Source organism: Roseateles sp. (assembly GCF_047654805.1).
GTDB lineage: Bacteria > Pseudomonadota > Gammaproteobacteria > Burkholderiales > Burkholderiaceae_C > Pelomonas.
This window is the reverse complement of record NZ_JASGIV010000001.1, coordinates 2489842-2505208: the sequence shown is the minus strand read 5'-3', so window position 1 is coordinate 2505208 and position 15367 is coordinate 2489842. Positions and strand designations below refer to the sequence as shown.

The window sequence follows — 15367 nt, the reverse complement described above, 5'->3', positions numbered from 1 at the left end:
GCACCTACCTGCCTGAGCGGCGGCGCTCCAGCGTGCGCGCCAGCATGGAAATGGGGAAGATGTAGACGAAGAAGGCCATCAGCACGACGCCGTAGACCGGCAGCAGCAGCTCCGTGCGCGCCTCGGCCGCCAGCACCTCGCGGGCCACGCTCAGGCCTTCACTGACGCCCACGAGGCTGCCAAGCGCCGTGGACATGGTGACGACGCAGTACAGCCCCATGGCGGGCGGCAGCATGAGCCGCATGGCTTGCGGCAGGATCACGCGCCAAAGCCGTGCTGCCGGGCTGTAGCCGAGCGCCGTGGCGGCCTCCCATTGCGCCAGGGGCACGGCCCGCAAGCCCCCGCGAACGATCTCCGCGAAGTTCCCGGTGGCGGGTAGCGTCAGCGCCAGCACCGCCTTGAGCCAGGCCGGGAACGGCCAGCCGCCGCCGATGGGAAGCTCATACGGCAGCGACTGCATGACAAAGAACATCACCACCAGCCAGGGCGCATTGCGCAGCAGCTGCGTGAGCCAGGTGGCCGGGCGGCTTAGTGCCTTCGACGGCGCCAGCTGTGCGGCCCCCAGCAGCGTGCCCAGCACGCAGGCCAGCGCCATGGCGAGTGCACCCATCCCCAGGTTGACCATCAGTCCCCGGCCCATGAGCGGCAGCCATGGCCAGAGCGTATCGATGACGTTCACAGCCCGACCCCCGGCAGCTTCAGGCGGCGCTCCAGGCGCGACAGTCCGGCAACCAGCAGGGCCATGAAGCCGAGGTAGGTCAGCAGCACCAGCAGCATCATCTCCAGCACGTTGTTGCGGTCACTCCAGATCTCCTGTGCGCTGTAGAGCACTTCCGGCACTGCGACCGCATAGGCGATGGACGTGCCCTTGATCAGCTGCACGAGGTTGTTGCCCAATGCCGGCAGGCTTGCACGCAGCGCCAGCGGCAGCTCCACATGGCGCAGGCGCCCCCAGCGTCCGTATCCCAGCGCCAGTGCTGCTTCGCGGGTGGCCTGCGGCACCGCATGGAAGCCCGCACGGAAGACTTCGACGGCGAACGCGCCGTAGTGCAGGCTGATGCAAAGCGCCGCGAGCGGGAAGGCATCGGCATACCAGGGCGCGGCGGCGCCGGGACTGGCGCTGCGCAGCAGCGTTCCCACGCCGAAGTACAGGAAGTAAAGCTGCACGAGCGTGGGCGTGTTGCGCAGCAGTTCGACATAGCCCAGCACCAGCCAGCGCAGCGGGCCCGGCCCCCGGGTCGCGAGCGCACCGGCCAGGCCGATGACGCACGACGCGACCATGCACAGCAGCGCGAGCGACAGCGTGGTGAGCACGCCGCTGAAGAAGAGGCCGGCGGACCAGCCGTCGTAGAACACCGTGAAATTCCAGCCCGTGCGCTGGTAGAGCTGCTGGAAGGCATCCGTCACCAGATGCAGCATGCGCGGCACGCCCTGATCGTCCAGGCCGCCGCGCTGTTCGTCGGATGCCTGCAGCACGGGCTTGTGCGGCAGGCCGTAGCGCGACTCCAGGCGCTCCAGCAGGCCTTCGCTGCGCCACTGCCGCGCATAGCCGCTGAGCAGCGTGCGCAGTTCCGGGTCGCCGTGCGCGATGGCCATGCTCCAGGGCGCTTCGAGGATGGGCGGCAGCACGATGGAGAAGTCAGCCCACTGTGCCGAGTCCTTCAGGCGCAGCCGGGCGACGGCCTCGTCCATGACCTGGCCCACGCATCGCCCGTCGCGCATCGCCTGCGCGCTCTCGGTGAGGCCGGCGAAGGCGAGGATGCGCACGCCGTAGCGCTCTGCCACGGCCTGGTTGTAGGTCGAGCCGTGGCTGCTGCACACGGCCTGGCCGCGCAGGCTCTCCCAGCTGGCCGGAGCCTTTTCGCTGCGGGCGAGCAGCACGGCGCCGGAGCTGTAGAAGTTCGGCGTGATGAAGTCCACCAGGCGCCGACGCTCGGCGGTCACGCTGAAACCCGTGATGATCAGGTCGCACTTTCCCTGGTCAAGGAATACGACGCGGTTGGCGCCGCTGGTGGCGACGGTCTCGCGCCTCAGCGGCTGGCCGAGCTCGAGCGACAGCCGCTGGCGGATGTCCTCGGCCAGGTCGATGTTGAAGCCGCGGGCCTCGCCACTCGGGCTGAGGTAGGCGAAAGGCCTGTTCTCGACGTTGGTGCAGACATTGAGCACGCCCTTGGCCGCGATGCGCTGCAGCACCGTACCGGCCTGGGCGCCGGCGCTCAGCGCCAGCGCCAGGACACCGGCCAGGGCGAGCCCGCAGCCTCTCACCATTGGTAGCTGGCCTTGGCGTAGTAGAACGCCCCGTTGATGCCGAACGGCGAGTAGGAGATGTACCTGACGTTCTGGTCACCCGGGTTGTTCACCGCGTTGCGCTTGTCCGGATACACGTTGGCGATGTTGTCACTGCCGACGGTGAATTCCCAGTTGTTGCCGCGATAGCTGGCCGACAGGTCGAGCAACCACTTGGCGGCGTAGACCTGGTCGAAGCTGGGGCCGGTGTTGCTGATGGCGACGAACTTGCCGTAGCGCACGAGGTTGCTTCGCACTCCCCAGACGCCGTAGCTGTAGTCCGTGGCCAGCGACAGCTTGCTGCGCGGTGTGCTGTCGGTGAGCACGCCGTACTGGTCGCGACGGTCGATGCGCAGCAGCGTCAGCCCGTTCTGGCTGAGCACCGCCGGATTGGGCTTGACCTCGGTCACGCGGCTGCGGGCGTACGAGTAGCCGAGGGAGTTGCTGACGCGGCCGCCGTTGTCAAAGCGCAAGCGATGCTGGACGACGACGTCCACGCCGGTGGTCGTCGTGTCCACCGCGTTGGTGAAGTAGCGCACCGACTGGTACAGCCCCCTGGGAATGCCGTTGGCCACCAGGTAGTTCTGCGCGGCCGTGTTCTGCACGTCCAGCGTGCTGGACAGCGTGATGCGGTCATCGATGGTGATGCGGTAGGCGTCGATGCTCGCGCTGAGCGTCTTGGTGGGCTGCAGGACCACGCCGGCGCTGATGTTGCGCGACTTCTCGGCCTTGAGGTCCTCGGAGCCGAACAGGCGGGCCACCGGATCGTCGACCGGCGCGGTGCGCTGGTCCTGGAACGCGTTGATGGTGGTGTTCAACGCGCTGGCGGTTGCCGCATAGTGTTGCTGCGCAAGCGCTGGAGCCCGGAAGCCCGTGGAGACGCTGCCGCGCACGGCCACCTGCGGCGTGAAGTCGTAGCGCGTGGAGGCCGAGCCGGTCGTGGCTCCCCCGAAGTCGCTGTAGCGGTCGTGGCGCACCGCCAGCGACGAGCGCCATTTCTCGGTGAAGTTGGTCTCCAGGTCCAGGTAGAGCCCGACCAGGTCGCGCCGGAAGCTGCCGCTGTCCGTCTGCTTGAAGCCCGAGAAGCCCTCGACTCCGGTGCCGTAGTAGGACGCGGCTTCGCCGGCGCTTTCCTTGTAGGTCTGGTGCTGGTACTCCACACCCGTCGCCACCGACACGGGGTTCGTCAGGCCCGGCACCGCCAGCGAGTTGCTCAGGCCCAGTTGGTACACCGCCAGGCTGCTCTTGAGGCTGCCGTCATCGAAGTCCTGCTGCCGGCTGCCGGTGTCCCGGAACAGGTAGCGGTTGAGCGAGTCGCGGGTGGAGAAGTCGATCTGGTTTTGGCCGTAGTCGACGCTGGCGTCCCACTTCCAGCCCCCCGAAAGGCCGCCCTTGAGGCCGAACACGAGCGACTGGTCCTCGCTCCTGGCATGCAGCCGGGGCCGGTAGCCGTCAGGGTAGGCCTGGGCGTCGTAGGTGGAGGCGCGACCGTTGCGGAATGCATCCCAGGTGTCGCCGTCGGCCCGGTTGTACGAGGCGAATCCGTAGGCGCTCACGGTGTCGCTGATGGCGTAGTCGGCGTTGACCAGCAGCTTGACGTTCTTCACCTGAGGATCACCCAGCCGGTAGGTGGTCGTGCCGTAGCCAGGCGCACCGACATTGCGCAGATCAAGGCCTGCGCGGTTGGTGAAGTCGTTGGAGTTGCCCTCGATGCTGGCGTGCAGCTTGCCGCGGCCGAACAGCGAGAAGCCGGCGTCGGCGTCCACGTGGCGGCGCAGGCCATCGCCTGCGTCCGTCTGACCCAGGCTCGCGGTGATCTGGCCACCTTCGGCATCGTCCTTCAGGATGATGTTGATCACGCCGGCGATGGCGTCGGACCCGTAGCGCGCAGATGCACCGTCGCTGAGCACTTCCACATGGTCGATGGCCGAGACGGGGATGGTGTTCAGGTCGACGGGCGCCGAGCCGCGGCCCTGTGTGACGTTGGTATTGAGGAAGGCGCTGGTGTGGCGGCGCTTGCCGTTGATCAGCACGAGCACCTGGTCAGGCCCGAGGCCGCGCATCTGGGCCGGGCGGATGATCCCGGTGAAGCCGGAACTGGCGGGGCGCGGGAAATTCAGGGAAGGCACCAGGCGCGAGAGCGACTCGCCCAGCTCACTGCTGCCGCTTTGCTCCAGGTCCTTGGCGGAGATGACCTTGATCGGCTGCAGCGATTCCGCCGCCATGCGGTTCGCGGCGCGGGTGCCGGTGACCACGACCGTGCTCAACGCCTCGGTGTCGTCAGCAGCCCAGGCGCTGCCTGCGCTCGTGATGCTGAGGATGGCGAGTGCGAGTCGCTGCATCGCGAATCTGTTGCTTGGCTGCATTTGAATACCTCTTCTTGGAAGCTCGGACTGATCTGGAAAAATCGCCGGTTTAAACCGGTTCGATTCGATGATGTGTCGCCTCGCGCTCGTCGAGCTCGGTTATCCGGGCCTTGTTGGAAAATGAGGTCGGCCCGGTCTCGGTAAGATAAATGCGATCCCGATTGATGAAAATTGACTTTTTCAGGGGCGGTCTTAACTTTTGCTCCTTAAGTCGATTTCGTCATTTGTATATACTCCGTGCGGATATCTCGAACCGCGCCCGGCGAGGCGCGCGGATGCGACCCGCAGTCCGATTCCATGGGATGCCTCTTGAACACTGATCTCGAAGCCACGGGGCTCCGGCCGGCTCCCTCAGCAGGTACGGGAACGCGCGAGCCCAGGCCCGCGCACCGGGCATTGCCGCGGGATCTCGCCCGGAGGCTGCGCCCATGAATCTGCGGCAGATGGAGGTCTTTCGCGCCATCATGCTGACCGGCAGCATCACCGGCGCGGCGGAGCTGCTGCATATCTCGCAGTCAGCGGTCAGCAAGATGCTGAGCCACACCCAGCAGCGCACGGGACTGAAGCTGTTCCAGCTCAGCAAGGGTCGGCTGGTGCCGACCAGCGCCGCCAAGGAGCTGTACGCGGAAGTCGAGCACCTGTGGCGCAATGTTGAGAAGGTCCATGCGCTGTCCAAGGAGCTGGCGGATCCGAGCAAGGGAAACCTGTACGTGGCCGCCTCGCCGAGTCTGGGCATGACGGTCGTGCCGTTGAGTGTCGCGGACACCATCAAGAAGGCGCCCGAGCTGAAGGTCAAGGTGATCTTGCCGCTGCCCAACCAGCTGATCGACGTGGTGGCCGACAAGGTCGTCGACATCGGCATCGGCACCTTCGAGGTCAGCCACCCCAGCATCGAGGTGCACGCGCGTTTCAGCTGCCCCCTGGTGTGCATCATGGCGCCCGGCCATCCGCTGGCGGCGCTGCACGAAATCCACCCGCGCGACCTCGTCGGCCACCGGCTGATCTCCGTGCCCTTCCAGGAGCTGTATGGCTTGAGCGAGGAGAAGGTCTACGGCGAAGTGCTGGAGGATTTGGACAAGGGCGTGGAGGTGCGATCAGGGCTAATTGCCAGCCTATTCAGCCGTGCGACTGGGGAGGTAGCAGTCGTGGACGCCATCGCAATTTCCGACGGATTGATTCCTGAATTGGAAATTCGACCCCTGGTGACCAGCGAGAGTATCAATATCAATGTCGCTTATAACCGATTCAAACCGCCGTCCCCGCAGGTGACGTTATTTGAGGAGCTGCTGCTGCACCGGTTGAAGGAGTGCTGCGCGGAGGTCGCCCCCCGGGGGGCGTGAGTCCGTGAGTCGCGAATCCCGGCCCCGCTGCGCGGCTGAGGTGCCGCGGCAGGCGCGGGGCGAAGCGATGCTGGAGCGGTCCGGGCGCAGGGCACGGGGCAGAGGGCGGAGGCAGGGGCGGGGAGGGGCCGGCCGCGATACGGTCCAATAGCTGAATGAGCGACCCGGTCTACGTTCCTGCCAACATCATCCCGAGCGACGAGCAACTCGCCATTCAGCTGGTGAGGACGAAGCTGCTGCTGGTCGAGGCCAACGCCGGCGCGGCGAAGACCACGACGCTCGCGCTGCGCATTGCCCAGGCGCTGCAGCGAGGTGCGGCGCCTGAGACGGTGCTCGCCATCACTGCCACTGAGCCGGCCGTCATCGCGCTCAAGGAACGGCTGAACCACATCGGCGTGTCCGCCGCGGTGACGCGGCGCCTGCGCATCCAGACGTTCGAGACCTTCAGTCTGTCCGTCCTTGCCAAGGCTGAAGGCGTTGCTGCACGCGTTGTGGCGAGTGCCGAGCAGGTTGCGTCCTACGTTGTTCGCGCTATCGAGCGCGCCCAGTCGCTGCCCGAGGAGCGTTTCCCGGATGAGCTGATGGCCGAGGCCGCACCGGCCGACCTGGTGGAAGGGCTGCTGAAGTCCTTCGACCTCATCAAGGGGCGCATGCTGGCCGAGCAACTGGACCCGGACGAGCGAATGACGCCCGAACGCGCCGATGAGCTTGGCTTCGGGTACCTCACCATGAGGGCCTGGAGTTGCTACGAGTTCTTTCGCAGGGGCGGGCACCCGGATCGGCCCGAGTTCCGCTTCCTGGCAGACGGTACCTACGACCTGGCTCGGATGCTGCTGGCCGGTGAAATCACCAAGGACGACGCATGGCTGCGCCAGGGGCTCACGCTTGTGTGCCTGGATGAGATGCACGACGTGAACGAGGCGGCATTCACGGTGCTCAAGGGTGTGCTGGCGGCCAATCCGCGGGCGGCCTTCGTGGGTGTCGGCGACCGCGATCAGGTGATTCATACCCAGACCGGCGCAGAGGCCGCCTTCATGGGGGCTCGCTTCGCGGCAGAGATTGGCACGCCTCAGGTGTTGCCGCTGACGTTCAGCCGACGCTTCAGCCCGCAGCTCGCCCGGTACGCCGGCGCGCTTGCCGGGAAACCCTATGCCGCGGATCCCGCGATGGAAACGGTCATCGCTACGGAGCACTGCGCCGACTGGCGGCTGGGCGGCGAACTCATAGCGCGCAAGGCCAAGGCCCACCTTGAGCAGCAGGCCATGCCCACGATGCGCGTGATGCTGCGTTATCCGGCGCAGTCCGTGAAGATCGAGCACGAGCTGATGAAGCTCAGCGTGCCCTATGCCGCGACAGGCTTCCAGCCCTACCTGGATCGTGCCGAGACGTTGCTCGTGCGAGGCCTGTACGCCCATGCCACCGACAACTACGGCGGCTTTGAGGATCAGGCTCGGCGTGCCCAGTTGCTCAATGCATGGCTGCAGTTTTCCGGCGCGCGGGTGGACAGCATCGAGCTGCGCAACCTGGACAGCGCGCAAGCGCAGAGGTTGGCCGTGAGCGAGGCCGCAGAAAGCCTGGACACGATGAAGACCTTCATCGAAGGCCATGTCCTGCGTACCGCGAATCCCGCAGCGCTGCATCAGCTGGAGGGCGCGCTGACCATCCTTCGCGGCCGTGACCTCGACGCGTTCGAGGCATCTTTCCTGAAGGCCCTGGACCCGCTGCGACTGGCCTCGCGCGTGTTTGTGCGCAAGGACGAGGCCGCCCAGGTGACGGCAAACATCCAGCAGCTTTGCCGGCTCATCCTGGACGAGGGCACGGACCTGGATGGCGGCTTCCGGATGCTTGCAACGATGGACTTCGCACGGCGCCTGCTGCGCCAGAGCGACCGCGTCGTGCTGTCCAGCATTGAGGCGTCCAAGGGGCTGGAGTTCGACCATGTGATCGTGCCGCACCTGTCCAAAGGCGAGTTCGGCGACGGGTCCACGGAGAATCGAAACCTGCTCTACGTGGCGCTGACGCGGGCCAAGCGGCAGCTCACGCTGATGTTCGACAGGGAGCGGCCGTCGCGGTTCCTGAAGGACGCCCAGTTGGTTTGACTGGCCGTTGCGCACGGCGCTGGACAGTTTCGGCACGACCGAGCAGGTCGGCCGAGGAGGTCGGCAGCCCAGGCCAACGCGTGCGCGCAATCAGCATCTGCCCAGTCTCGTCCACAGACTGCGCCTTGCCGGCGCATGCATCCGTGACGTCGAGCTCTGCGAGTACAGGCTGCTTCGGCTATGGCTGCGGCGTCGACAGCCGCCGCCGCAGCGCGCGCATCAATGTGCCCAGCAGCGGCAGCTTGGCGTAGAGCTCCTCTGCGGCATCCCAGTAGTCCCTGTGCATCGTGACGAGGCCGGCAGGGGAGAACTGCAGATGGGTCGCGCCGCGGATCGCCATCGATGCGCCGTTGGCCTGGCGCAGGAAGCGCAGCTCCCAGGTGAGGAAGGCATCGTTGCCCTCCGAGGCGGCGTTCATGACCACGAAGCGCGGTTCGCGCAGTTCGTCGAACATCTGGCTGAAGATGCGCTCGATGGCCGGCCTGCTGCCGACCTCGTTGAAGGGATCCTTGAAGCTGGCCTTTTCTTCGTACAGCGCGAGCAGCGCGGGCAGGGTCTCGCGGCTGAGGCCGACATAGGCGTCCACTAGCTGGCGGGTGCGGACGTCGCACGAGGTCATGGGCATGTTCATCAGGCTCCCGTGGCGCGACGCACGGCCGCGAAGTACCAGGCATCGGGCAGGCAGCGCAGCAGCCGCATCCAGGCCGTGAAGCGGCGGGGGAAGTTCATCTCGAAGCGGCCGCGGGCCCAGCCCTTGAGCATGTGGGCTGCTGCCTCTTCCGGCGAGATCAGGGCCGGCATGCGGAACTGGTTCTGAGCCGTCAGCGGGGTCTCGACGAAGCCGGGATTGACGACGGACACCCCCAGCCCCAGCGGATGCAGGTCCAGGTAGAGGTTCTCGGCCAGGTTGTTCAGCGCCGCCTTGGTGGGGCCGTAGGCCAGCGACAGCGGCAGGCCGCGATAGCCCGCCACGCTGGCGACAAGGCACAGGTGGCCGCTTCGTGCCGTGATCATCGTCGGCAGCACCGCCTCGAGCAGGTGCAGCACGCCGCCGTAGTTGACGGCCAGGTGCTTCTCCATCTCCTGGCGGTCGAAGTGGACGGCCTGCTGGGCCTTGTAGTGGCCGGCGCAGTAGAGGATCAGCGCCGGAGCGCCTTGCGCGAGGGCAGTGACCGAGGTCGCTGCGGCCTGCAGCGACTCGGGCCGCGTCACGTCCAGCGGCAGCGCCACGCTGCCGGGGTGCTCGCGCTCGAAGTCCCGCAGCGGCGCGGCCTGGCGGGCCGACACGATGACTCTCGCCCCCTGCTGGCTCAAGGCCACGGCCGCCGCACGGCCTATGCCCGACGACGCGCCGATGACCCAGACCCAGCGGCCCGGCCAGTCCTGCAGCGGTGGATTCAGCGCCATGGGCTCAGTCCTTGGTGATGACGAGGGTCACGTCGCCCAGGTGCAGGCCCAACTTGCTCATGGCCGAGCGGTTGAGGATGGTGCGTTCGTCGAGGAGGAACATCCAGTCGTCCAGGGCCACGTTCCAGACGCGGCCGTCCACCGGCAGGGCCAGCGTGTAGTTCCAGCGCAAGGCGTTGCCTGCACTCTCGCCTGCGGCCTCACCGACGACATCATCCGCCGTACCGCTGTAGCGTCCCTGTCCGAGGGCGCGCAGCCGCCAGACGCGCCGCTGCGTGCTGCCGTCGCTGTACCGGAAGCGCTCGTCGAGCACGCCCTCATTGCCCTCCCAGCGCCCGGTCATCTCGACAGTGAATCGCTTCACGACACGGCCGGCGCGGTCGGTGAACATGCCCTTGGCGCTCAGCGGGCCGTTGAAGAAGCCGCGCAGGTCGAGCCGCGGCGCTTCCGCGGCGTAGTCCCGGACGTCCGGCGAGGCGCAGCCGGCAAGCGCAATGGCGATGCCGGCACCCAGCAGCGCGCGGCGGGGGAGGGTGTTCATGTGCGTTCCTTCCAGTCCGGGTTGAGGCGCTCGGCACGCTGCAGCGCGACCAAGGCCGCCAGCTTCAGCACACAGGGCAGGCCGCCGTAGGTCCAGGCCAGGGCCTGCAGGCCCGCCGGGCTGCTGCCACCCGGATGGCCGCCATCTGGATAGCCGGCCAGCGACAGCAGCGGCAGGGCCAGGCCTGCAGCCAGGGCGAGGTTGAGCTTGGTGGCGCAGGCCCACCAGCCCAGGTAGGCGCCCTCGTCGCGGCCACCGCCGCCGCCGTGGTGGATGACACCGGTCAGCAGCGCTCCGGGCAGGGCCAGGTCTGCGCCCAGGGTCAGGCCGCTGCACAGGCAGACGACGGCGAATGCCGCGCCGTCGCCCGCGGACAGCCAGGGTGTGGCGGCGAAGGCGAGCACGCTGGCCGCCATGCCCAGCCGCCAGGCTGGCGCGACGCCCCAGCGCGCGGCGGCGCGCACCCACAGTGGCAAGCCCAGAACGGCCGCGCCGAAATAGCCCAGCAGCAGGGGGGCCTGCCAGCTCGGCAACTGCAGACGGTCGGCGATGAAGAAGGGCAACAGCGTGGCGGGAATGGCGCTGGCGATGCCGTTCAGCGTGAAGGCGCCCAGCAGCTGGCGAAACGCGGCATGTCTCCAGGGCGAGGGGCCGGATCGCTGGCGGGACGGAGCGGGCCGGGAGGCCACGACCGGCAGGCGGCTCAGGCCGAGCAGGCCGACCGCGAGCAGGCCGGCGAGTGCCAGGCTGGTGACGTTCCAGCCAGCCCAGGCTGGCAGGGCGCTGGCCAGCAGCACGCCGGTCAGCGTGCCGGCCTCGCGCCAGCCGGTGACTCTGGCACGCAGCTCAGGCCCGCCGCCCCAGCGCGTGCCCCAGCTCTGGTGCAGGAGGCTGACGCCGCTGTACGCGACCGTGCAAGTCAGCAGGGCTGCGGCCAGCCACGCCGTCACCACGTGGGCCGGCGCGGCCGGCGGCCGCCACAGCGCCGCAAACGCGCCGGCCAGCACGACGCAGCCGAGGCCGGCCGCCCAGCGCACCGTGGTGGCGCCGCGGCGGAACAGGGCGTCGGCGGCGCGTCCCAGGGCTGGATCGATGACGGCGTCGAAGAGCCTCGCGCAGAGAACCACCGCGCCCAGCACCGACAGCGGCAGGCCAAGTACCGAGGCGTAGTGGAAGGGCAGGTTGACGTACAGGGGCAGAGAGACGAAGGCCAGCGGCACGCTCAGGCTTGCGTAGGCCAGGCCGCGCTGCCAGGCGAGGGCAACGGGCAGGGCGCCGAGGGCGGGCGTCGACATGGTGTGGGCGATCTAGCGCGCCAGGCCGAGCAGGGCCTCGCGCAGGGCTGGCGCCGAGGATTGGCGGGCCAGCCAGATGCCGAAGAAGAGGCGGGCGTACTCGGCGTCCACCACTTGCGCCGTGAGCTTGCCGTTGTGGAAGAAGCTCACATCGCCCTGGCCATCGTGCAGCCCGAGGAGGCGGTCAGTGGCGGCGACGTCGGGAAAGGCCTTCAGCATCAGCGCGAGCCACTGCCTGGCCCGGGCGTCGTCGAAGGCGCCGACGCGGCGCATCTCCGCGACCGAGCGCTCGGCGATGGCCTGGCCTTCAAGACGGCGGTCATAGATCAGCTCGAGCGCGAAGGGCTCGCGGGCGTAGTCGTCGGCGACGAAGCCGGGCGCCGTCCACAGCCGGGCCTCGTAGACGCGCAGGCCGAAGAAGCGCAGCACGCCCGTGCCCTGCAGGCGTGCCTGCGGCAGGGCGTTTCGCACTTCGGCGGGGACGGGGGTGTCGGCGATGGCTGAGGGCATGGTGAAGACGGGTAGGGGGGCGGTCGCGGCGAGGCGAATCCAGAGGCGGCGCCGGATCATGGGCCGGGCTTTCTCAACGTGAACTGGATGACATCGGTGTTGCCGGTGTCGAAGGCGGCTTCGCAGTAGGCCAGATAGAAGGCCCAGATGCGCTGGAAGCGGCGATCGAACCCCTGGCGGTTCACGGCGTCGAGGTTCTCCTGGAACGCGTCGCGCCAGCGGCGCAGCGTCTCGGCGTAGTCGCGCCCGAAGGCCAGGCGGTTCTCGACGACGAAGCCGGCACGGCGCGCCTCGGCCTCGAAGGCCGAGGGGCTGGGCAGCAGGCCGCCGGGGAAGATGTACTGCTGGATGAAGTCCGTCGAGCGCAGATAGCGTGGGAACAGGTCATCGCGGATGGTGATGGTCTGGATGCAGGCTCGGCCGCCGGGCTTGAGGCAGGCGTCCAGTGTCTGGAAGTAGCCGGCCCAGTATTCGTGGCCGACCGCCTCGAACATCTCGATGGACACGATGGCATCGAAGGGCTCGTGGCCGTGGCGCGCCGGCAGGTCGCGGTAGTCCAGGTAGAGAAGCCTGGCCTGCCCTTCGAGGCCGGCAGTCCGCAGGCGCTGCTCGGCCCAGCGCAGTTGTTCGGCCGATAGCGTCACGCCGGTCAGCCGGGCGCCGAACTCGCGCGCCGCCAGCTCGGCAAGGCCGCCCCAGCCGCAGCCGACCTCCAGCACGCGCTGGCCCGGCTCGACGCGGGCCTCGCGCAGTGCGCGGCGGTACTTGGCCTGCTGCGCCGCGTGCAGGTCGGCGCCGCGCGGGTCACGGCCTTCGAACCAGGCTGCGCTGTAGCTCATGCTGGGGTCCAGCCAGAGCCGGTAGAAGTCGTTGCCGAGGTCGTAGTGGGCGTGGATGTTCTTGGCGCTGCCAGAGCGCGAGTTGCGGCGCATCAGGTGGCGCAACCGGTAGCCCAGGCGTCCCCACCAGCTGCCGTAGATCAGGCCTTCGACATGGTCGCGGTTGGCGATGCACAGGCGCAGCAGCTCGCTGAGGTCGGGGCTGTCCCAGTCGCCGGCGATGAAGCTCTCCGCGAAACCGATGTCGCCAGCCTTCAGCGTGCGCTCGAACATCGCCCAGTTCTTGAGCTGCAGCGTGCCGCGCGGGCCTATCGCCGCGGGCGGGTTGGGCAGCAGCAGCGCTTCGCCGTCGGGCAGGCGCAGCTCCAGCTGGCCCAGCGGCAGGCCCTGAAGCAGCCGCAGCAGGCGGCGTGCGGCGAGGGGCGCGGGCGCAGGACGGGCGGAGCTCGTGAGGGTGGTGGGAGTGCTCATGCTTATCGACTCACGAAGTTCTGGGGCGCGGCAGGCTTGCTGAAGAAGGGCACGCGCTTGATCCACAGCCGGGCGGCCTGCCAGTGGATGCGCAGCACGACACCCAGCGTCATGAAAGGCACGCCGAAGAGGGCTCGGCGCACATTGGCAGCCGTCAGCGCGGACATGGCGCCGCCGACGCTGGTCTGGAGCAGCGGGCCTTGGGAGTCGAGCAGGTCGACACGCGCGAGCGTGTGGGCGGGCTGCCCGTCGGGCGCTGTCACGCGCTCGAACCGAAAGCTGTATTCGCCGCTGACGCCGCAAAAGGGAGAGACATGGAAGACCTTGCTCGCACGGCTCGGTCTGCCCCAGTCCAGCTCCGGTCCGGCGAGCAAGTAGGCGTGGCGTTCGCCGAAGGTGTTGTTGACCTCGGCCAGCACGGCTGCCAGCGAGCCGTCCGCTCGGTGGGCGTACCAAAAGCTCACGGGCTTGAAGACGTAGCCGAGCACGCGCGGAAAGGTCTGCAGCCAGACTTCGCCATTGGCGTCGCGGATGCCTTCGCTGTCGAGCAGGCGCTCGAACCAGGCGAGGGCATCGTCGCCGCCGTCGCCGTGATCACGGTCCTGGAAGCTCAGCCAGCCCCTGCGGTTGCGATTCAGTGCGGCACAGGGACTCTGGCGCAGGCTGCGCAGCGGCAGCAGCAGGAAGTAGCTGCGATAGCGAAAGGCATGCTCGACCGGGCGCAGGCGACGGTGCCAGACGGCGCCGAAGCCTATGCAGGGCGAAGCGGGTGTGCTCACGCTGCGCTCCGGTGGTCCTGCAGCATCGAGGCGCCCAGGGCTTGCAGCACGCCGTCCGCCGCCTGCAGCCCGGCGCGCAGGCCGTCCTCATGGAAGCCATAGCCGCACCAGGCGCCCGCGAACCAGGTGCGTTGCAGGCCCTGCAGCTCGCCGACGCGGCCCTGGGCCTGCAGGGCGGCCAGGTCGAACACGGGGTGGCTGTACTCGATGCGGCGGTGGACCAGATGCTCCGCAATGGGCCGAGCGGGGTTCAGCGACACGATGACCGGTTGCTGCCAGGGCAGGGGCTGCAGCCGGTTGATGAGGTAGTGCAGGCAGACCTGGGCCTGCTCGGCGGCGGTGCTGCCGGCGCGCTCGTAGTTCCATGACGCCCAGGCTGCACGGCGTTGCGGCAGCACGGTCACGTCGCCATGCAGCACCGCGGTGTTGGGTTGGTAGCGGATGGCGCCGAGCACGGCCCGCTCCGCGGGACTGGCGCCTTCTCCCAGCAGGGCAAGCGCCTGGTCGCTGTGGCAGGCAAGCACGACGGCGTCGAAGGTTTCGCTGCCCTGGCGGGTCTGCAGGCGCACCTGCCGGCCGGTGCGCTGCAGCCCGAGCACGGGCGAGTGCAGGCGCGCATCTGCAAGGCGGGCCACCATGCGGCGCACGTACTCGCGCGAGCCGCCGGCCACCGTGTACCACTGCGGGCGGTCGGCGACCTGGATCAGGCCATGGTTGTGGCAGAAGCGGATCAGCGTGCCAAGGGGGAACTTCAGCATCTGATCGGTGGGGCAGGACCAGATGCAGCCGATCATGGGCAGCAGGTAGTGCTCGCGAAAGGTGGCCGTGAAGCCCTGGGCATCGAGGAAGTCGCCGATGGAGCCCTGAAGCGCGATGCCGGGAGTGGCCTCGGCGAGAGCCGTCGCCAGGCGGTTGAAGCGCAGGATCTCCGACAGCATGCGCCAAAAGCGCGGCCTCAACAGGTTGCGGCGCTGGGCGAACACGCTGCGCAGCGAGCTGCCGCTCCACTCGAGGCCGGCGCGTCCGTCTGCCCGAGGCACCTGCACCGAGAACGACATGTCCGACTCGGCTGGCGTGATGCCGAGGTCGGCGAAGAGCTGGATCAGCAGCGGATAGGTGCGCCGGTTGAAGACCAGAAAGCCGGTGTCCACGCCGTGCGCCACGCCCTCGAGCTCGATATCGACGGTGTTGGCATGCCCGCCGAAATGGCCTCCGGCCTCGAACAGCGTGACGCAGTGGCTTCCCGGCGCATTCGTGATGCGGTGGGCGGCTGCCAGGCCGGCGATGCCGGATCCGACGACGGCGATGCGGTGCATGGCACGCTCCTGTTGAACTTGATGGGTTACAAAATGAACTAGTCAGTTCACACGATAACTCATTAGTCTGAAATTTGCACCATCGGGTTTTCTTGACGGTCCCGCCGGTCTAGAATTG

General features: G+C 68.1%; 13 protein-coding genes. 2 read left to right on the top strand and 11 right to left on the bottom strand.

What is annotated here, in order from left to right; all coding sequences use genetic code 11:
- Nucleotides 1–4 precede the first annotated feature (4 nt).
- The 3 genes from QM732_RS11165 to QM732_RS11155 are packed head-to-tail and all read right to left on the bottom strand — an operon-like array spanning nt 5 to nt 4628.
- Nucleotides 5–679, bottom strand: a complete 675-nt coding sequence (locus QM732_RS11165) for an amino acid ABC transporter permease (RefSeq protein WP_415656220.1) — start codon at nt 677–679, stop codon at nt 5–7.
- Nucleotides 676–2268: an ABC transporter substrate-binding protein/permease gene (locus QM732_RS11160; RefSeq protein WP_415656219.1), complete on the bottom strand. Its 1593-nt coding sequence runs from the start codon at nt 2266–2268 to the stop codon at nt 676–678. Before QM732_RS11160 ends, QM732_RS11165 begins: the two co-directional genes overlap by 4 nt.
- Complete coding sequence (locus QM732_RS11155) at nt 2262–4628, bottom strand: TonB-dependent receptor plug domain-containing protein (RefSeq protein ID WP_415656218.1); 2367 nt, start codon at nt 4626–4628, stop codon at nt 2262–2264. Before QM732_RS11155 ends, QM732_RS11160 begins: the two co-directional genes overlap by 7 nt.
- 452 nt (nt 4629–5080) lie before the next feature.
- Here QM732_RS11155 and QM732_RS11150 point away from each other — a divergent pair, with 452 nt between their 5' ends.
- Both QM732_RS11150 and QM732_RS11145 read left to right on the top strand, forming a co-directional pair.
- Nucleotides 5081–5992 carry a LysR family transcriptional regulator gene (locus tag QM732_RS11150; RefSeq protein WP_415656217.1) on the top strand — a complete coding sequence of 304 codons (912 nt, stop codon included), beginning with the start codon at nt 5081–5083 and terminating at the stop codon, nt 5990–5992.
- Between the two features lie 155 nt (nt 5993–6147).
- Entirely contained in the window at nt 6148–8091 is a 1944-nt protein-coding gene (locus QM732_RS11145; RefSeq protein ID WP_415656216.1) for a UvrD-helicase domain-containing protein, read from the top strand.
- A 178-nt stretch (nt 8092–8269) separates the two neighbouring features.
- On the opposite strand, the gene QM732_RS11140 is transcribed toward QM732_RS11145, so the two are convergent.
- From QM732_RS11140 to QM732_RS11105, 8 genes are read right to left on the bottom strand one after another with little or no spacing between them, the layout of a single operon-like run.
- Nucleotides 8270–8716: a nuclear transport factor 2 family protein gene (locus QM732_RS11140; protein ID WP_415656215.1), complete on the bottom strand. Its 447-nt coding sequence runs from the start codon at nt 8714–8716 to the stop codon at nt 8270–8272.
- 5 nt (nt 8717–8721) lie between these two features.
- The gene (locus tag QM732_RS11135; protein WP_415656214.1) at nt 8722–9498 is read right to left on the bottom strand and encodes an SDR family NAD(P)-dependent oxidoreductase; all 777 of its coding nucleotides are present in this window, start codon (nt 9496–9498) and stop codon (nt 8722–8724) included.
- Between the two features lie 4 nt (nt 9499–9502).
- On the bottom strand, nt 9503–10039 hold the full coding sequence (locus tag QM732_RS11130) for a DUF3833 domain-containing protein (protein ID WP_415656213.1): 537 nt from the start codon (nt 10037–10039) through the stop codon (nt 9503–9505).
- Entirely contained in the window at nt 10036–11334 is a 1299-nt protein-coding gene (locus QM732_RS11125; protein ID WP_415656212.1) for an MFS transporter, read from the bottom strand. The genes QM732_RS11130 and QM732_RS11125 overlap by 4 nt, the downstream gene beginning before the upstream one ends.
- A gap of 12 nt (nt 11335–11346) precedes the next feature.
- Nucleotides 11347–11904, bottom strand: a complete 558-nt coding sequence (locus QM732_RS11120) for a chalcone isomerase family protein (RefSeq protein WP_415656211.1) — start codon at nt 11902–11904, stop codon at nt 11347–11349.
- On the bottom strand, nt 11901–13154 hold the full coding sequence (locus QM732_RS11115; RefSeq protein WP_415656210.1) for a class I SAM-dependent methyltransferase: 1254 nt from the start codon (nt 13152–13154) through the stop codon (nt 11901–11903). Before QM732_RS11115 ends, QM732_RS11120 begins: the two co-directional genes overlap by 4 nt.
- Nucleotides 13155–13156: 2 nt before the next feature.
- A complete protein-coding gene (locus QM732_RS11110) occupies nt 13157–13933 on the bottom strand; it encodes a DUF1365 domain-containing protein (protein WP_415656209.1) in 777 nt (258 codons plus the stop codon).
- The gene (locus QM732_RS11105) at nt 13930–15249 is read right to left on the bottom strand and encodes an NAD(P)/FAD-dependent oxidoreductase (protein WP_415656208.1); all 1320 of its coding nucleotides are present in this window, start codon (nt 15247–15249) and stop codon (nt 13930–13932) included. Before QM732_RS11105 ends, QM732_RS11110 begins: the two co-directional genes overlap by 4 nt.
- Between the last annotated feature and the right edge of the window lie 118 nt (nt 15250–15367).

What these genes read in the sequence shown, in the direction of transcription:
- QM732_RS11125 (WP_415656212.1), bottom strand. Translation starts at nt 11,334, where the DNA reads ATGTCGACGCCCGCCCTCGGCGCCCTGCCCGTTGCCCTCGCCTGGCAG.
- QM732_RS11135 (WP_415656214.1), bottom strand. Translation starts at nt 9,498, where the DNA reads ATGGCGCTGAATCCACCGCTGCAGGACTGGCCGGGCCGCTGGGTCTGG.
- QM732_RS11145 (WP_415656216.1), top strand. Translation starts at nt 6,148, where the DNA reads ATGAGCGACCCGGTCTACGTTCCTGCCAACATCATCCCGAGCGACGAG.
- QM732_RS11105 (WP_415656208.1), bottom strand. Translation starts at nt 15,249, where the DNA reads ATGCACCGCATCGCCGTCGTCGGATCCGGCATCGCCGGCCTGGCAGCC.
- QM732_RS11120 (WP_415656211.1), bottom strand. Translation starts at nt 11,904, where the DNA reads ATGATCCGGCGCCGCCTCTGGATTCGCCTCGCCGCGACCGCCCCCCTA.
- QM732_RS11115 (WP_415656210.1), bottom strand. Translation starts at nt 13,154, where the DNA reads ATGAGCACTCCCACCACCCTCACGAGCTCCGCCCGTCCTGCGCCCGCG.
- QM732_RS11130 (WP_415656213.1), bottom strand. Translation starts at nt 10,039, where the DNA reads ATGAACACCCTCCCCCGCCGCGCGCTGCTGGGTGCCGGCATCGCCATT.
- QM732_RS11160 (WP_415656219.1), bottom strand. Translation starts at nt 2,268, where the DNA reads ATGGTGAGAGGCTGCGGGCTCGCCCTGGCCGGTGTCCTGGCGCTGGCG.
- QM732_RS11150 (WP_415656217.1), top strand. Translation starts at nt 5,081, where the DNA reads ATGAATCTGCGGCAGATGGAGGTCTTTCGCGCCATCATGCTGACCGGC.
- QM732_RS11140 (WP_415656215.1), bottom strand. Translation starts at nt 8,716, where the DNA reads ATGCCCATGACCTCGTGCGACGTCCGCACCCGCCAGCTAGTGGACGCC.
- QM732_RS11155 (WP_415656218.1), bottom strand. Translation starts at nt 4,628, where the DNA reads ATGCAGCGACTCGCACTCGCCATCCTCAGCATCACGAGCGCAGGCAGC.